This is a genomic window from Streptomyces sp. NPDC104226 (assembly GCF_055584085.1).
Genome location: NZ_JBVJMS010000003.1, coordinates 599,453 through 614,598, shown reverse-complemented (window position 1 = coordinate 614,598; position 15,146 = coordinate 599,453). Strand labels below are relative to the sequence as shown.

Sequence of the window (15,146 nt, the reverse complement as noted above, 5' to 3'; positions counted from 1 at the left end):
CACCGCCATGGACGTACTCACCGACAACTTCTCGCTCTACGGGAAGGGCTTCCTCGGGACCGTGGAACTCACGGTCTACGCCTCCCTCCTGGCCCTGGTCCTCGGATTCCTGATGGCCTCCTTCCGCGTCGCCCCCGTCGGCTCCTTCCGGGTCTTCGGCACCGTCTGGGTGACCATCCTGCGCAACACCCCGCTCACCCTGCTCTTCTTCGCCGTGCTGCTCGGCCTGCCCCGCTTCGGCCTGGTCCTGCCCTTCCAGCTCTTCGCGGTGCTGGCGCTGGGCTGCTACACCTCGGCCTTCGTCTGCGAGGTCCTGCGCTCCGGCATCAACACCGTGCCCAAGGGCCAGGGCGAGGCGGCCCGCAGCCTCGGCATGTCCTTCGGCCAGACCCTGGGCACCGTCGTCCTGCCCCAGGCCTTCCGGTCCGTCATCCCGCCCATCGGCTCCACGCTGATCGCGCTCGCCAAGAACTCCGCGATCGCCGGGGCCTTCAGCGTCACCGAGCTGCTGGGCACGTACAAGACCCTCAACGAGCTGGGCTACAGCATCATCTGGACCTTCGTCTGGATCGCGGTCGGCTACCTGATCATCACCCTGTCCATCAGCGCGCTGTTCAACGTGCTCGAAAAGCGCTACGGAGTCGCCCGATGACCGCGCACGCGCTCCACGGTGACCTGGAGTCCACCGCCCTCTACGACCTGCCGGGCCCGCGCGCCCAGCGCCGCCACATGTTCTACGGGATCGGATCGACGCTCGTCATCCTCGGGCTGCTCGGCTGGCTGCTCTACCTGCTCTTCGACACGAACCAGTTCACCGCCGCCAAGTGGAGCCCCTTCACCTACGAGGGCATCCAGGAGCTGCTGCTCAAGGGCCTGTGGAACACCCTCAAGGCCTTCGCCTACGCCTCGGTGCTCTCGCTCGTGTTCGGGGCGGTGCTCGCGACGGGCCGGCTCTCGGTCCACCGGCCGGTGCGCTGGCTGTGCACGCTGTGCGTGGAGTTCTTCCGGGCCATGCCGGTGCTGGTGATGATCTTCTTCATCTTCGTCGCGCTCAAGGTCCAGCCGCTGCCCGCGCTGGTCGCCGGACTGACCCTGTACAACGGCTCGGTGCTGGCCGAGGTCTTCCGGACCGGCATCAACTCGGTGGAGAAGGGCCAGCGCGAAGCCGCGTACGCCCTGGGCATGCGCAAGACCCAGGTGATGACCTACGTCCTGGCCCCGCAGGGGGTCCGGGCGATGCTGCCCACGATCATCAGCCAGCTGGTGGTCGCCCTGAAGGACACCTCGCTCGGCTACCTGATCACCTACGAGGAGTTCCTGCACGCGGGCAAGCTGATCGCCTCCAACCTGGACTACGACCTCCCCTTCATCCCCGTCGTGATGATCATCTCGCCGATCTACATCGGTCTGTGCATGCTCCTGTCCTGGTTCGCCACCTGGGTGGCCCGGCGCGAGCGCGGCAACCTCAAGACCAAGGCGGTCGGCATCGACATCGACGTGGCCGACCCCGGAACGGCGCTGCCGGGCCGGATCTGACCCGCGGGGCGTTCCCCAGAGCCACACCCGGCACGGCAGCAGCCGCGGATCACTGCTCGCGCAGCGGCACCGAGACGTACGAGGGATCGGTGCGCGGCGAGGAGAAGGTCAGCTGCCCGCCGGTCGGGTTGTGCTCGATGTACAGCGGGTCGACGGTGTCGACGACCACCGCGAGGCGGTGCCCGGCCGGGACGTCGTAGGCGGTGGAGAACAGCTCCAGGTCCACGCCGAAGGGCCGGCCGGCCGGCTTGTCGTGGAAGGTGTACGGGGCGTTGCTGATCAGCTTGCCGATGCCGAGCGGGCCCACGTCGTAGAGGTACGCGACGAAGGTGCCGTCGGACTTCGTGGGCGTGACGGTGGTGTGCAGGGCGACCGTGCCCCGGATGCGGCGCTCCTCCTCGTAGCGCTGCGACTGCCAGACGGCGGCGAAGGCGCGGGGGAGCAGCGGGACGGAGGCCGTGGGGGGCGCCTGGGCGATCTGGTCGAGGAGGTTGGAGAGCAGGACGATCCCGCCGTTGGCGCCGGAGTCGATGCCGGTGAACAGGTGCTCGCTGTCGGAGAGCATCAGCTTCTCGGCGCCGCCGGCGCCGACCGACTTCCAGTCGGCGTAGCCCTCGTAGCCGCCGTCGCTACGAGGCTTGATCTGCACCGGGGCTTCGGCGTCGATGCCGTTGGCCGCGCCCTTGAGGTAGCGGTCGAACCAGCGGTGGGCGTTGGTCCAGGTGTCGTTGGGCAGTCCGAGCAGCCCGGTGGCCTCGGCGGTGGCGTGGTCGCCGGGGCGGAACTCCAGGCGCTTGGGGCCGGTCAGCTCCTCGAAGAACTTCGCGTACTGGTTGGGCGGGAAGATGGTGTCGCCCCAGGCGTTGCCGAGCATGATCGCGGCGCCGTTGGCGTTGATCGCGTCCACCTTCTCCGCGGCCGAGCGCTTCTTGCCCCACTCGATCATCTGCGGTTCCCGGTCCAGGTTCGAGCCGAGGAAGTCGCCGAGGATCTGCCGGAGTTCGGGCCCGGGGCGTCCGGTGAGGAAGCCGGCGCCGCCGAGCAGGGCGGCGGCCTGGAGGTGCTGGGTGCGACCGGAGTAGATGGACTCGATGAGATCGGCCCAGCCGCTGAGCGCGACCACGGCCTTGATCCGCGGATCGCTCGCGGAGGCCAGCAGGCTGATGCCCGCGCCGTACGAGACCCCGCCCAGGCCGATGTGCGCGGCGTCGGCCGGGGTGTTGGCGAGCGCCCAGTCGATGACGGCGGAGACGTCGGCGGTGTCCGCCGGGCCGGCGGTCTCGATCTCGCCGCCGGAGAGCCAGAAGCCGCGGGAGGTGTAACCGACCACCACGTAGCCGGAGTCGGCGAGCTTCTTGGCCTGGGCGATGTATTCGATCTGCGGCATGCCCCAGCTGGTCGGCAGCACGATCAGGGGGTACTTGGAGCCGGTGGCGGCGGCGCTGCCGGCGCCCGCCGGGGTGAAGACGTTGCCCTTGAGGGTGATGCCGCCGGAGCCGGGGATGTCGTGGAAGCTAACCGCCGACGTGGCTGCCGTGGCTTCTGTGGCTTCCGTGGCTTCCGAGCTCGCCGAGGCGGTGGCGGTCGGGGTGGCGGGGGCCGCCTGGGCCTGATGGGGGGCCAGGCCCAGGGCGGCTGCTGCCAGTACGGCTGCCAGGGCAGTCGCGGTGCTGGTGGTGCGGACCGTGCGGACCATCGCTCGCTCCTCGCGTGTGCCGGGGTGTCAAAGTGACCCGACGGTAACGGGAGGTGCTTACCGGCAGTAACCCATGAGTAAGTTACGTGGCGGTAACGATTGAACAATGGTCAGTCGGTGTGGATCAGCCGGTCTGGGGGGTCCCGGTGAGGGCGCTCTTGGCCTGCCACTGCTCCCAGGTCATGTTCCACTCGCCGTAGCCGTTGCCGACCTCCGGGTTGCCCTTGGAGCCCTGCCCCACGACCTCGAAGGGGTCGCCGTCCTGGGCCGCCGCGAAGAACGCCTTGGCGTTCTCGTCGCTCATGCCCACGCAGCCGGAGCTGGTGTTGGCGCGGCCGAAGTTGGCGGTGTTCCACGGGGCGGCGTGCACGTACATGCCCGACCAGGTCAGCCGGATCGAGTAGTCGACCATCTTGTCGTAGGAGTCGCCCAGGCCCACCGTCTGGGAGTCCATCCGGATGGTGCCCTCCTTCTTCATCATCACCATCTTCCCGTCCCAGGAAGCCTTCTTGCCGCCGGGCGTGCCCGCCGAGATCGGGATGGTGCTGACGGTCTGGCCGTCCTCGGTGACCGTCGCCTTCTTCGTGTCGAGGTCCACCTTCACCTGGCGGTCCTTGCCGATCTTGAACTCGGTGACGTAGTCCTTGACGAACATCCCGCCGCCGGCGCCGGAGTCGACGCCGTTCAGGTTCATCTGGACCTTCACGTCGGTGCCGGACTTCCAGTACTCCTTGGGCCGCCAGTCCACCCGGTCCTTGCCCGAGTAGTCCTTGATCCAGCCCCAGGACCCCTCGGTGTTGTTCGAGGTGGTGACCTTCAACTGCTTCTCGACCGCGGCCTTGTCCTTCACCGGGTTGTCGAAGACGATCGAGACCGGCATGCCCACGCCCACGGTGCTGCCCTTGGGGATGTTGATCGAGACCTTGTTGACCTTGTCGGGGGCCGAGGTCTTGAACGTCGTCGTGGCGCTCTGGCTGTCCGTGTTCTGGGCCTCGACCTTGTACTCGGCCGAGGGCAGGGCGTTGCCCTGCGAGGTCCAGGTCTTCCCGTCGGCGGATATCTGCCCGGCCAGTTCGCCGCCCTTGGCGTCCGTGACCTTCACCGCCGCGAGCTTGCCCTCGGCGATCGTCACGGTCACCGGTGCGCCGGCCTTGACCTGGTCACCGGTGAGGTTCACCGAGACGGCCATGTCGGGCTTCGGCTTCATCTCCGCCTTGGCCGCTCCGCCCCCCGACGTGCCACCGCCCCCGCAGGCGGCCAGCGAGGCGGCCAGCAATGCGGTACCGGCCGCCACGGCGGTTCGGCTGCGTACAGAGAAGACCGGGCGTGTGCGGCTCAACGAAGGCCCTTTCATGGCGCGTAAGCAATGATCGTTCGCAAAGGAAGATGCGAACGGGGCAACTCTAGGTTGCGGAACATGAAGAAAAGTTCAGTACTTCTTGTGTGACATGGACCGCAGCAAGACGGTCATCGTCCGGTCACAATCGCCGCGCACGGCGGTCATGGACACCTGTGAGAGTCCTGTGCATCCACCGATCCGGACGGACAGGAAGGCCGATCAGCCGTGTGTGCACTGCTCGTGACCCCCACCCAGCAGGACCAGACCCGAAGCCGGGGCAGGGAGCTCACCGTGCGCCCGCTGTCCGAAGCGGAATACCTGGGATTCCTTTCCCGGCACGGCCGGGCCAGCTTTCTCCAGTACCCGTCCTGGGGTGCGGTAAAGGACCTTTGGCGGTCGGAAAGGGTCGGATGGCACTGTCCCGGCGGTGAAATAGAAGGTGCCGGACTCGTTCTCTACCGTCAATTCCCGGGCACCCGCAAATACTTCGCCTACCTCCCCGAGGGGCCCGTCGCCGACTGGGCCGACCCCGACGTCGACCGCTGGCTGACCCCCCTCAAGAACCACCTCAAGGCCTCCGGCGCCTTCGCCGTCCGCATCGGGCCCACCCCCGCCTACCGCCGCTGGGACGCGGCCACCGCCAAGGCGGGCACCGGTCCGGGCCGGCAGATCTCCGACGTGCTCGCCACCGAGGTGGACCCGGTCGGCGCCGCGCTCGCCGACCGGCTGCGCACCCGCGGCTGGAAGCGCTGCGGAGGCGAGGACGACGGCGACGCCCAGCCCCGCCACGTCTTCCGCGTCCCGCTCGCCGGGCGCACCCTCGACGACCTGTGGTCGGGCCTGAACCAGGAGTGGCGGCGCAATGTGCGCAAGGCCACGAAGGCGGGGGTCGAGACGGTCGTCGGCACGGCCGCCGAGCTCCCGGAGTTCTACCGGCTGCTGCGCATCACCGAGGAGCGCGACGGCTTCCGGCTCGGCCGCTCGCTCGCGTACTACGAGCAGCAGTACGAGGCCCTGAACGCCGAAGAGCCCGGCCGCATGCGCCTCTACCTGGGCATGTACCAGGGGGAGATCCTCGCCGCGCACACCATGATCGTGGCCGGCAGCCGGGTCTGGTACCAGACCGGCGCCTCCGCCGACCACCGCCGCGAGGTCCGCCCCAGCAATGCCCTTCAGTGGCGCATGATGTGTGACGCACATGCACTCGGAGCGGACGAATACGACATGCGCGGGGTACCCTCCACCCTCGACCCCGACGAACGTTCCTTCGGGCTGCTGCGCTGGAAGCTCGGCACCGGCGGACAGGTCGTCGAAACCCTCGGCGAGTGGGAGACCTCCATGGACGGATACGCGAACACGGCCCTCTACAAGGCGTTCCAGGCGTACATGGCCCGCCGGTGACCCTCGCAGACCCCAGAGCGGCCCAGGCCGCGACAGAGGCCGGGGCGGAGCCCGCGGCCGAGGCCCGCACCGACCGCGCAGCACCGAAGAAGACCTCGGTGCTGCGCAGCGGCGCGCTCATGGCCGCCGGCTCGGTCGTCTCCCGCGCCACCGGCTTCGTCCGCTCCGCCGTGATCGTCGCCGCCCTCGGCACCACCCTGCTCGGCGACGGCTACGCGGTCGCCAACACCGTCCCGAACATCCTGTACATCCTGCTCATCGGCGGCGCCCTCAACGCCGTCTTCGTCCCCGAGCTGGTCCGCGCCGCCAAGGAGCACGAGGACGGCGGCCGCGCCTACACCGACCGGCTGCTCACCGTCTGCACGGCCGCGCTGCTGGTCCTCACCGCCGCCGCGGTCCTCGCCGCCCCGCTCATCGTCTCCCTGTACACCGGATACAGCGGCGGCCAGGAGTCCGTCACCGTGGCCCTGGCCCGGTACTGCCTCCCGCAGATCCTGTTCTACGGGCTGTTCACGCTGCTCGGACAGGTGCTCAACGCCCGCGGCCGGTTCGGCGCCATGATGTGGACCCCGGTCCTCAACAACCTCGTCGTCATCGCCGTCTTCGGACTCTTCCTCACCGTCTCCCACGGCGCCGGCGACGGCCTGAGCGCCGCCGACACCCGGCTCCTCGGCATCGGCACCACCGCCGGCATCGTCGTCCAGGCCCTCGGCCTGATCCCCTCGCTGCGCGCCGCCCGCTTCCGCTGGCGCCCCCGCTTCGACTGGCGCGGCAGCGGACTGGCCCGCCCGCTGCGCAACGCCGGCTGGCTCGTGCTGCTCGTGCTGACCAACCAGCTCGCGTACTGGGTCGTGACCCGGCTCTCCACCGCCACCGGCGCGCACGCCGTCGCCGAGGGCCTCGCCGGCGGCGCCGGATACACCGCCTACAGCAACGCCTACCTGCTGTGGATGGTCCCGCAGGGCATCATCACCGTCTCCCTCGTCACCGCCCTCATGCCCCGGATGAGCTCCGCCGCCACCGACGGCGACCTCGGGCGCGTGCGCAAGGACGTCTCCTACGCGCTGCGCTCCAGCGGGGCCCTGATCGTCCCCGCCGCCGCGCTCTTCGCGGCCCTGGCCCCCTGGGTGACCGGCAGCGTCTTCGAGTACGGGCGCACCGGCCCCGCCGACGTCGCCGTCATGGCCGGCATGCTCGCGGCCTTCGCACCCGGCCTGATCGCCTACTCCGCGCAGTACGTGCTCTCCCGCGGCTTCTACGCCCTGTCCGACACCCGGACCCCCTTCTTCCTCAACCTCACCATCGCCGCCCTCAACGCCGGGCTCTCGGGCGCCGCGTACCTCCTGTTGCCGGCGCGCTGGGCCGTCACCGGCATGGCCGCGGCCTGCTCGATCGCCTACCTCGTGGGCGCGGCCGTCACCGCGTACGTCCTGTCCCGGCGGCTCGGCCCGCGCACCGGAACCCGTACGGAACGCCGGAACACCGCCGTCCGCACCCACCTGCGGCTCCTCGCCGCCTGCGTCCCGGCGGGCGCCGCCGGGTACGCGGCCGCCTACTGCCTCGACCGGTTCGGGAACCTGGCCGGCCCCCTCGGGAACTTCGCCGGGGTCGCGGCGGGAACCGCGGTGATCGTCCTCGGCGTCGTACTCCTCGCCCGCCCCCTGCGGCTGACGGAGATCACCGACCTGCTGGACTCCGTACGCCGCAAGACCGGCCGCTAGGCCGTCCCCCCTTCCGAGCGCACCGTTATCGGCCGAAAGGGGGAGGGGACTGATCCACGAGCCTGGAATACTGACCCGATGCCACGCGTACTGCTGATCGAGGACGACCCTTCCATCCGGGAGGGCGTGGGTCTCGGCCTGCGCCGCAGGGGCCACGACGTGAGCGCCGCCGAGACCGGCGAGGCCGGACTCGACCTCATGGCGAGCTTCCACCCGGAGCTCGTCCTGCTCGACCTCATGCTGCCCGGCATCAACGGCGTCCAGGTGTGCCGGCGGATCCGCGAGACCAGCCAGGTCCCGATCATCATGCTCACCGCACGCGGGGACGACTTCGACATAGTCGTCGGCCTGGAAGCCGGAGCCGACGACTACATCGTCAAACCCGCCCGCACCGAGGTCATCGAAGCCCGCATCAAGGCCGTGCTGCGCCGCCTCAGCGAGCCCGCCGGAGGCCGCCCCGACGTGGAGTTCCACGGCGAGCTGGCCGTCGACCGCGCCGGGCTCACCGTCGCCAAGAACGGCGAGCGCGTCCCCCTGGCCCCCAGCGAGATCAAGCTCCTGCTGCACCTGTCGGCCTCGCCCGAGCAGGTCTTCTCCCGCCAGCAGCTCCTCGAATACGTCTGGGAGCACAGCTACCACGCCGACGCCCGGCTGGTGGACGCCTGCGTACGCCGCCTGCGCCACAAGATCGAGAACCCCGACGCCGCCCCCCGCTACATCCAGACCGTGCGAGGCTTCGGCTACCGCTTCGGCCCGCTGTAAGCGGCCCGCATGAGACGCTTCGCACCGCTGGGCCTGCGCACCCGGCTGATCGCCGCCTTCCTGCTGGTCGCCGCCATCTGCGCGGTGAGCACGGCCGCACTCACCTACCAGCAGGCCCGCAACGCGATCCTCAAGCAGAGCCAGGACACCGCCGTCAGCACCCTGCGCGACCTGGTCGACTCCCAGTACACCCAACTGCCCATGGGACAGGCCGAACTCCAGCGGCTCGTCGGGGAGCTGGGCAAGCGCGGCCAGCCGCACCCCTGGATCGTCTACGGGGAGTACGGAAAGCTCCGCGCCACCTCCAACCCCGGCGGCGCGACCACCTCGCCCTCCGTCACCGGACAGCTCCGCAGCCAGGTGGCCGCCCATCCGCACGGCGCCTTCCAGCGCACGCAGGACGCCAACGGCAACCTCTCCCTCGTCGTCGGCATGCCCGCCGTCTTCAAGCACGACGAGGCCTACGAGACCACCGGCGCGGTGTTCTACGCGGTCCTGCCCCTGGACACCGAGCAGACCACCGTGGAGGCCCTGGTCACCGCCGCCCGGACGGGCGCCGTACCGGGTCTCGCGATCGCCCTGATCCCGGCCCTGCTCGCGGCGCGCAGCGTCCTGCGCCCCGTACGGGACATGCGCAAGGCCGCCCAGCGGCTCGGACGCGGCCGGCTCGACACCCGGATCGAGGTGCGCGGCTCCGACGAACTCGCCGGACTCGCCCGCACCTTCAACGAGACGGCCCGCGCACTCGAACAGTCGGTCAGCGAACTCCAGGAGGCCGAAGCCCGTGCCCGCCGCTTCGCCGCCGACGTCTCCCACGAACTGCGCACCCCGCTCGCCGGGATGCTCGCCGTCACCGAGGTCCTCGACGAGGGCGCCGAGGAGCTCGACGCCGACACCGCCAAGGCGCTGCGCCTGATCAGTGCCGAGACGGGGAAGCTCGCCGTGCTCGTCGAAGACCTCATGGAGATCTCCCGCTTCGACGCCCGCGCCGCCGAGCTCAACCTCGACGAGGTCGACGTCGCCGAGACCGTCACCAAGACCCTGGAGCGCCGCCACTGGACCGACGGGCGGGTCAGCACCGACCTGCCCCCCGACGTCCGTGCCCGGCTCGACCCGCGCCGCTTCGACGTGGTCCTCGCCAACCTCGTCGGCAACGCCCTCAAGCACGGCGGGACCCCGGTCCGCGTGCGCGTCCGCACCGAGACCCGGCCCGAGGGCGAGCGGCTGCTCGTCGAGGTCGCCGACAGCGGGCCCGGCATCGCCCCCGAGGTGCTGCCGCACATCTTCGACCGCTTCTTCAAGGCCGACGCCGCCCGCACCCGCTCCACGGGCAGCGGCCTGGGCCTGGCCATCACGCTGGAGAACGTCCGCCTGCACGGCGGTACCCTGCACGCGGCCAACGGCCCCGGCGGCGGCGCGCTCTTCACCCTCGACATGCCGCTGGAGCCCCGCGTATGAACCGCCTGCGCAAGGTCGTGCCCGCGGCCGCGCTGACCGTCCCGCTGCTGCTCGCCACCGGCTGCGGCATCGCCACCACCGGGGTCGTCGAAAGCGGCCGCGCCGGGACCGTGAAACTGGCCACCGCGCCGGACCCCGGCCTCATCTACTTCATCGCCCCCGACGGCGCGCTCGTTCCGCTCCCGGTCAGCGACCGGGTGCAGCGCCCGGACGTCGGGTTCACCATCGGGATGCTGCTGGAAGGGCCGAGCGAGGCCGCGCGGGAGGCCGGTCTGACCACCGAGATCCCGGCACCGGACGCCGTCTCCCTCGAATCCGGGGCCAGGGGCACGGCCCGCGGACCGGTCAAGGTCGCCGTCGACGACAAGGCCCTCCGCGTGGTCCTGCCCATCCCGGTCGAGCCGCTGTCCGCAACCGCCCGCCGTCAACTGGCGTGCACGGCCCTCGCGGCGGTGGCCGTCAGGCCGGCCCCCGAGGTCATCCTCACCGGCTCCGACGGCAAGGAGCACAGCGCCGTGTGCGAGGCCGAGCCGGAGGGCTGAGCCGGGCCGCCACCCGACGAGCCCCTTGCGGGCCCGGGCCGCTCCCCGCCACCGTGTGCGCATGGACCAAGGACCGGCCCCCGACGTCTTCGACCCGCGCCTCTACGCCGAAGGCGTCCCGTACGACCGCTACCGCCTGCTGCGCGACCGGCACCCGGTGGCCTGGCAGAGCGAGCCGGAGGTGCTCGGCTGGCCCGCCGGACCCGGCTTCCGGGCCGTCACCCGGCACGCCGACGTGGTCCGGGTGCTGCGCGACCACCGCACGTACTCCTCGCACCTGGGCGCCACCCAGATCCGCGACCCCGACCCGGCGGACCTGCCGTTCCTGCGGCGCACCATGCTCAACCAGGATCCCCCCGAGCACGGGACCCTGCGCCGGACCGTGGCCCGCGCCTTCACCCCGGCCCGGATCGACGCCTTCGCCGCCCGGGTCCGGGGCCGGGCCCGTACGCTGCTGCGCGCCGCCCGCGACGGCGCCGAGGACGGGTCCGCCGACCTGGTGCACACCGTCACCGACACGTACGCGCTGCTGAACCTCACCGACCTGCTGGGCGTCCCGGCCGCCGACCGGGGGCTCCTGCTGGAGTGGACCGTACGGATCATCGGGTACCAGGATCCCGAGGACGCCCCGGCTCCGCTGCTCGGCCCGGACGGCAAGCCGCTGAACCCGCGCTCGCCGGCGCTGCTGGGGGAGATGTTCGCGTACGCCCGCGAACTGGCCGCGTACAAACGGGCCCACCCCGCAGACGACGTGATGACCACCCTGGCGCTCGCCGGGCTGGAGGACGCGGAGCTGGAGATGTTCTTCTTCCTGCTCACCGTCGCGGGCAACGACACCGTGCGCAGCGCCGCGCCCGGCGGCCTGCTCGCCCTGGCCCGCGACCCGGACGCCTACGGCGGCCTCGCCGAGGGCCGGGCCCCGATGGACCGGGCGGTCGAGGAACTCCTGCGCGTCCACCCGCCGGTGCTGAGCTTTCGCCGCACGGCCGCCGTCGACACCGAGCTCGCCGGGCAGCGGATCCGGGCCGGCGACAAGGTGGTGGTGTTCCACGCCTCGGCCAACCACGACGAGCGCGTCTTCACCGACCCGGACCGCCTCGACCTCGGCCGCGCACCGAACCCGCACGTCTCCTTCGGCGACGGCCCGCACGTGTGCCTGGGCGCCCATTTCGCGCGGCTCCAGCTCCGCGTCCTCTACGAGGAGTGGATCGCCGCCATGCCGGCACCGGAACTGGCGGGCCCGCCGCGCCGGTTGGTGTCGAACTTCATCAACGGGATCACGCGGCTGCCGCTGCGGGTGTCCGGGCCGGCGCGGTGACGTCGGCGACCAGCTCCGTCACGTCGGGGCCGTAGGCATCGGAGTTGACCACCTTGAGCAGGATGCAGAAGGAGTCGTCCTTGTAGGAGCCCGCCAGCCTGCGGTGGTGCCGGGCCAGGTAGCGGGCGGCGGCCTGGTTGCTGATGGCCGTCTGCCCGCACAGCAGGAAGACCGGCCTGGATCCCTGCCCGGTGGTCAGCCGCGCCAGCAGGACGTACTCGACGAGGCCCTTGACCCAGCGGTACGTCTCCCCGCCGACGGTGATGGCCCCGCGGTCCGGTACCGGCTCGGACGAGACGATGATCCGCACCCCCGGGAGCATGGAGGCCAGATGGGCCGTCGTCCGGGCGTTGGAGGAGGGGCCGCCCACGCAGAACTCGGCCCGCTCGCCGAAGCCCTGCCGGGCTCCGTCGTGGGTGACGATCTGCACGTTCGCCCCGCAGTCCTTGATCAGCGCGGATATCTCCAGCAGCGCGAAGGCGTCGTTGCGGTGCAGGGAGGAATCGGTGCCGCCCATCTGCCGGTTGACCACGAACAGGCAGTCCGATCCGGCCGGCAGCCCGAAGAAGGCCTGCTTGCGGCGCAGGGCGCGGCGCCACAGATAGGTCCGGGTGAACCAGCCGAACCCGCCGCTGAGCGCAGTGGCAATCACCCCGAGCACGATGTTGCGGACGTCCTCATTCATGCGGCGGATCGTAGCCGTCACACGGCCTTCATGACGCGGTGGGTGCACGGAAGTTACGCTGCCGCTCGAAGGTCTGACAGGCAGTCGACTGGAGGAACCGAATGCGCGGTCCCGCCGCACGTCACTTAGCGCTCCTCGCGCTCGCCGGGGCGCTCGTCTCGACCGGGGCCGGTGCCCCGTCGTCGCGGAGCGCCACCCCGCCCAAGGCCCCGGTCGCCGCCGGCTACGGCGGGGCCGTCGCCAGCGTCGACGCCGACGCCAGCGCGGTCGGCATCGCCGTCCTGCGCTCGGGCGGCAACGCCGTGGACGCCGCCGTCGCGACGGCCGCCGCGCTCGGGGTCACCGAGCCGTACTCCGCGGGCATCGGCGGGGGCGGCTACTTCGTGTACTACGACGCCCGCTCCGGCCGGGTGCGCACCATCGACGGCCGCGAGACCGCCCCGGCGACGGCCACCGCCGGGCTGTTCCAGGAGAACGGCCTGCCCATCCCCTTCGCCGAGGGCCAGACCAGCGGCCGCGGCGTCGGAGTCCCCGGCACCCCGGCGACCTGGCAGAGCGCGCTGGAGTCCTGGGGCACCCGCTCGCTGGGCCAGCTCCTCAAGCCCGCCGAGAAGCTGGCCCGCGAGGGCTTCACCGTGGACCCCACCTTCCGGGCCCAGACCGAGCTGAACGAGGCCCGCTTCCGGGACTTCCCCGACACCAGCAGGCTCTTCCTGCCCGGCGGAGCCCTCCCCGTGGTCGGCTCCACCTTCAAGAACCCCGACCTGGCGGCCACGTACGCGGAGCTGAGGCGCAAGGGTGCGGGCGCGCTCTACCGGGGCCCGCTGGCCGAGGACATCGTCCGGGCCGTGCGCAAGCGCCCGGTGGACCCGGCCGCCACCCGCGTGGTCCGCTCCGGGGATCTGACCACCGGGGACCTGCGCGCGTACGCGACCAAGCGGCAGGACCCGACCCGGGTCGGCTACCGCGGCCTGGACGTGTACAGCATGGCCCCGTCCTCCTCCGGCGGCACCACCGTCGGCGAGGCGCTGAACATCCTGGAGCGCACCGACCTCGGCGCGCTCACCGAAGCCCAGTACCTGCACCGCTTCATCGAGGCCTCCCGGATCTCCTTCGCCGACCGCGGCCGCTGGGTCGGCGACCCGGCCGCCGAGGACGTGCCCACGAAGGAGCTGCTGTCGCAGGGTTACGCGGACACGCGCGGCTGCCTGATCGACCCGGCCAAGGCGCTGACCAGCCCGCTGGCACCGGGCGATCCCCGGCACCCGGTCGCCTGCGGCGGCTCCGGGCAGCCCGCCCCGACCACGTACGAGGGGGAGAACACCACGCACCTGACCGTCGCCGACCGCTGGGGCAACGTGGTCTCCTACACGCTGACCATCGAGTCGACCGGCGGCAGCGCCATCACCGTCCCGGGGCGCGGCTTCCTGCTCAACAACGAGCTGACCGACTTCTCCTTCGCCCCGGCGGCGCCCGGCGTCCCCGACCCCAACCTGCCGGGTCCCGGCAAGCGGCCGCGCTCGTCGATGTCCCCGACCATCGTGCTGGAGCACGGGCGCCCGGTGCTGGCGCTGGGTTCCCCGGGCGGCGCGACCATCATCACCACGGTGCTCCAGACCCTGACCGGGCACCTGGACCGCGGGCTGCCGCTGGTCGACGCCATCGCGGCGCCACGGGCCAGCCAGCGCAACCAGACCACCACCGAGCTGGAGCCGGGCCTGTGGAACAGCCCGGTGCGGGCCGAGCTGGAGGCCCTCGGACAGGGCTTCCGGCAGAACCCGGAGATCGGTGCGGCCACCGGGGTCCAGCGGCTGCCCGACGGGCGGTGGCTGGCCGCGGCCGAGACGACCCGGCGGGGCGGGGGCTCGGCCATGGTGGTGCACCCGCACGGCCGGCCGTAGGCCTGCAGGGCCTTAGGCCTACAGGGCGGTGAGGATCCTGGGGCCGTCGGCGGTGATCGCGACCGTGTGCTCGGCGTGCGCGGCGCGGCTGCCGTCGACGGTCCGCAGGGTCCAGCCGTCCGCGTCGCAGGCGTAGTCGTCCGTGCCGCCCGCGATGAGCATCGGCTCGATCGCGATCACCATGCCGGCGCGCAGCTTCGTACCCTGCCCCGCCGGGCCCTCGTTGGGTACGCCCGGCTCCTCGTGCATGGAGCGTCCGATGCCGTGGCCGCCGAAGCCGTCGGGGATGCCGTACCCGGCGGCGCGGCCGGCCGTGCCGATGGCGTGGGCGATGTCGCCGATGCGGTTGCCGGGCCGGGCGGCGGCGATGCCCGCCGCGAGGGCGGCCTCGGCGGTCCGGATGAGCCGCAGGTCGTCGGGGCGGGCCCGGCCGACCGTGAAGCTGACGGCCGCGTCGCCGCACCAGCCGCCCAGCTTCGCGCCGCAGTCGATGCTGACCAGGTCGCCGTCGCGCAGCCGGTAGTCGTCGGGGATGCCGTGCACGATCGCGTCGTTGACGGAGGCGCAGATGACGGCGGGGAAGGGGACCGGGGCGAACCGCGGCCGGTAGCCGAGGAAGGGCGAGCTCGCGCCGGCCTCGCGGAGCACCTCGCGCGCGGCCAGGTCGAGCTCCAGCAGGGAGACCCCGACGGCGGCCCGTTCCCGGACGGCGGCGAGGGCGTGGGCGACGACGCGGCCCGCGGCGCGCATCCGGTCGATCGATTGGTCTGTCTTCAGTTCCACCATG

At 71.7% G+C, this 15,146-nt stretch carries 13 protein-coding genes; 9 read left to right on the top strand and 4 right to left on the bottom strand.

What is annotated here, in order from left to right; translation table 11 throughout:
- Positions 1 to 7: 7 nt before the first annotated feature.
- Both ACZ60J_RS12665 and ACZ60J_RS12660 read left to right on the top strand, forming a co-directional pair.
- Entirely contained in the window at positions 8 to 652 is a 645-nt protein-coding gene (locus ACZ60J_RS12665; RefSeq protein WP_469681246.1) for an amino acid ABC transporter permease, read from the top strand.
- Positions 649 to 1,536 (top strand): amino acid ABC transporter permease, encoded by an 888-nt coding sequence (locus ACZ60J_RS12660; protein ID WP_469681244.1) that lies wholly within the window; start codon positions 649 to 651, stop codon positions 1,534 to 1,536. The genes ACZ60J_RS12665 and ACZ60J_RS12660 overlap by 4 nt, the downstream gene beginning before the upstream one ends.
- A 49-nt stretch (positions 1,537 to 1,585) precedes the next feature.
- Here the strand turns inward: ACZ60J_RS12660 and ACZ60J_RS12655 are convergent, their stop codons facing one another.
- Together ACZ60J_RS12655 and ACZ60J_RS12650 are read right to left on the bottom strand one after the other, a co-directional pair.
- A complete protein-coding gene (locus tag ACZ60J_RS12655) occupies positions 1,586 to 3,232 on the bottom strand; it encodes a CocE/NonD family hydrolase (RefSeq protein WP_469681242.1) in 1,647 nt (548 codons plus the stop codon).
- A gap of 124 nt (positions 3,233 to 3,356) precedes the next feature.
- Entirely contained in the window at positions 3,357 to 4,586 is a 1,230-nt protein-coding gene (locus tag ACZ60J_RS12650) for a L,D-transpeptidase (RefSeq protein WP_469681240.1), read from the bottom strand.
- 210 nt (positions 4,587 to 4,796) lie between these two features.
- On the opposite strand from ACZ60J_RS12650, the gene ACZ60J_RS12645 reads away from it, so the two are divergent.
- The 6 genes from ACZ60J_RS12645 (at position 4,797) to ACZ60J_RS12620 (ending at position 11,773) form a co-directional block, all read left to right on the top strand.
- Positions 4,797 to 5,972 (top strand): lipid II:glycine glycyltransferase FemX, encoded by a 1,176-nt coding sequence (locus ACZ60J_RS12645; RefSeq protein WP_469681238.1) that lies wholly within the window; start codon positions 4,797 to 4,799, stop codon positions 5,970 to 5,972.
- A complete protein-coding gene (gene murJ, locus ACZ60J_RS12640) occupies positions 5,969 to 7,693 on the top strand; it encodes a murein biosynthesis integral membrane protein MurJ (RefSeq protein WP_469681236.1) in 1,725 nt (574 codons plus the stop codon). Before ACZ60J_RS12645 ends, murJ begins: the two co-directional genes overlap by 4 nt.
- A 78-nt stretch (positions 7,694 to 7,771) precedes the next feature.
- Positions 7,772 to 8,455 (top strand): response regulator, encoded by a 684-nt coding sequence (locus ACZ60J_RS12635; RefSeq protein WP_469681234.1) that lies wholly within the window; start codon positions 7,772 to 7,774, stop codon positions 8,453 to 8,455.
- Positions 8,456 to 8,464: 9 nt separating this feature from the next.
- The gene (locus ACZ60J_RS12630) at positions 8,465 to 9,913 is read left to right on the top strand and encodes an ATP-binding protein (protein ID WP_469681232.1); all 1,449 of its coding nucleotides are present in this window, start codon (positions 8,465 to 8,467) and stop codon (positions 9,911 to 9,913) included.
- Positions 9,910 to 10,455, top strand: coding sequence for a hypothetical protein (locus tag ACZ60J_RS12625; RefSeq protein ID WP_469681230.1), 546 nt, complete (start codon positions 9,910 to 9,912; stop codon positions 10,453 to 10,455). Before ACZ60J_RS12630 ends, ACZ60J_RS12625 begins: the two co-directional genes overlap by 4 nt.
- Positions 10,456 to 10,516: 61 nt before the next feature.
- On the top strand, positions 10,517 to 11,773 hold the full coding sequence (locus ACZ60J_RS12620) for a cytochrome P450 (RefSeq protein ID WP_469681228.1): 1,257 nt from the start codon (positions 10,517 to 10,519) through the stop codon (positions 11,771 to 11,773).
- Here the strand turns inward: ACZ60J_RS12620 and ACZ60J_RS12615 are convergent.
- Positions 11,733 to 12,458: a hypothetical protein gene (locus tag ACZ60J_RS12615; RefSeq protein WP_469681226.1), complete on the bottom strand. Its 726-nt coding sequence runs from the start codon at positions 12,456 to 12,458 to the stop codon at positions 11,733 to 11,735. The two genes, ACZ60J_RS12620 and ACZ60J_RS12615, sit on opposite strands and share 41 nt — an antisense overlap.
- 101 nt (positions 12,459 to 12,559) lie before the next feature.
- On the opposite strand from ACZ60J_RS12615, the gene ggt reads away from it, so the two are divergent.
- Positions 12,560 to 14,359 (top strand): gamma-glutamyltransferase, encoded by a 1,800-nt coding sequence (ggt, locus tag ACZ60J_RS12610; RefSeq protein ID WP_469681224.1) that lies wholly within the window; start codon positions 12,560 to 12,562, stop codon positions 14,357 to 14,359.
- An 18-nt stretch (positions 14,360 to 14,377) separates the two neighbouring features.
- Here ggt and map read toward each other — a convergent pair whose 3' ends face one another.
- Positions 14,378 to 15,145, bottom strand: coding sequence for a type I methionyl aminopeptidase (gene map / locus ACZ60J_RS12605; protein ID WP_469681222.1), 768 nt, complete (start codon positions 15,143 to 15,145; stop codon positions 14,378 to 14,380).
- Position 15,146 lies beyond the last annotated feature (1 nt).

Bases quoted from the DNA above. Each gene is read 5' to 3' on its own strand.
- ACZ60J_RS12665 (WP_469681246.1), top strand. From the start codon at position 8: ATGGACGTACTCACCGACAACTTCTCGCTCTACGGGAAGGGCTTCCTC.
- ACZ60J_RS12660 (WP_469681244.1), top strand. From the start codon at position 649: ATGACCGCGCACGCGCTCCACGGTGACCTGGAGTCCACCGCCCTCTAC.
- ACZ60J_RS12655 (WP_469681242.1), bottom strand. From the start codon at position 3,232: ATGGTCCGCACGGTCCGCACCACCAGCACCGCGACTGCCCTGGCAGCC.
- ACZ60J_RS12650 (WP_469681240.1), bottom strand. From the start codon at position 4,586: ATGAAAGGGCCTTCGTTGAGCCGCACACGCCCGGTCTTCTCTGTACGC.
- ACZ60J_RS12635 (WP_469681234.1), top strand. From the start codon at position 7,772: ATGCCACGCGTACTGCTGATCGAGGACGACCCTTCCATCCGGGAGGGC.
- ACZ60J_RS12630 (WP_469681232.1), top strand. From the start codon at position 8,465: ATGAGACGCTTCGCACCGCTGGGCCTGCGCACCCGGCTGATCGCCGCC.
- ACZ60J_RS12625 (WP_469681230.1), top strand. From the start codon at position 9,910: ATGAACCGCCTGCGCAAGGTCGTGCCCGCGGCCGCGCTGACCGTCCCG.
- ACZ60J_RS12620 (WP_469681228.1), top strand. From the start codon at position 10,517: ATGGACCAAGGACCGGCCCCCGACGTCTTCGACCCGCGCCTCTACGCC.
- ACZ60J_RS12615 (WP_469681226.1), bottom strand. From the start codon at position 12,458: ATGAATGAGGACGTCCGCAACATCGTGCTCGGGGTGATTGCCACTGCG.
- ggt (WP_469681224.1), top strand. From the start codon at position 12,560: ATGCGCGGTCCCGCCGCACGTCACTTAGCGCTCCTCGCGCTCGCCGGG.
- map (WP_469681222.1), bottom strand. From the start codon at position 15,145: ATGGTGGAACTGAAGACAGACCAATCGATCGACCGGATGCGCGCCGCG.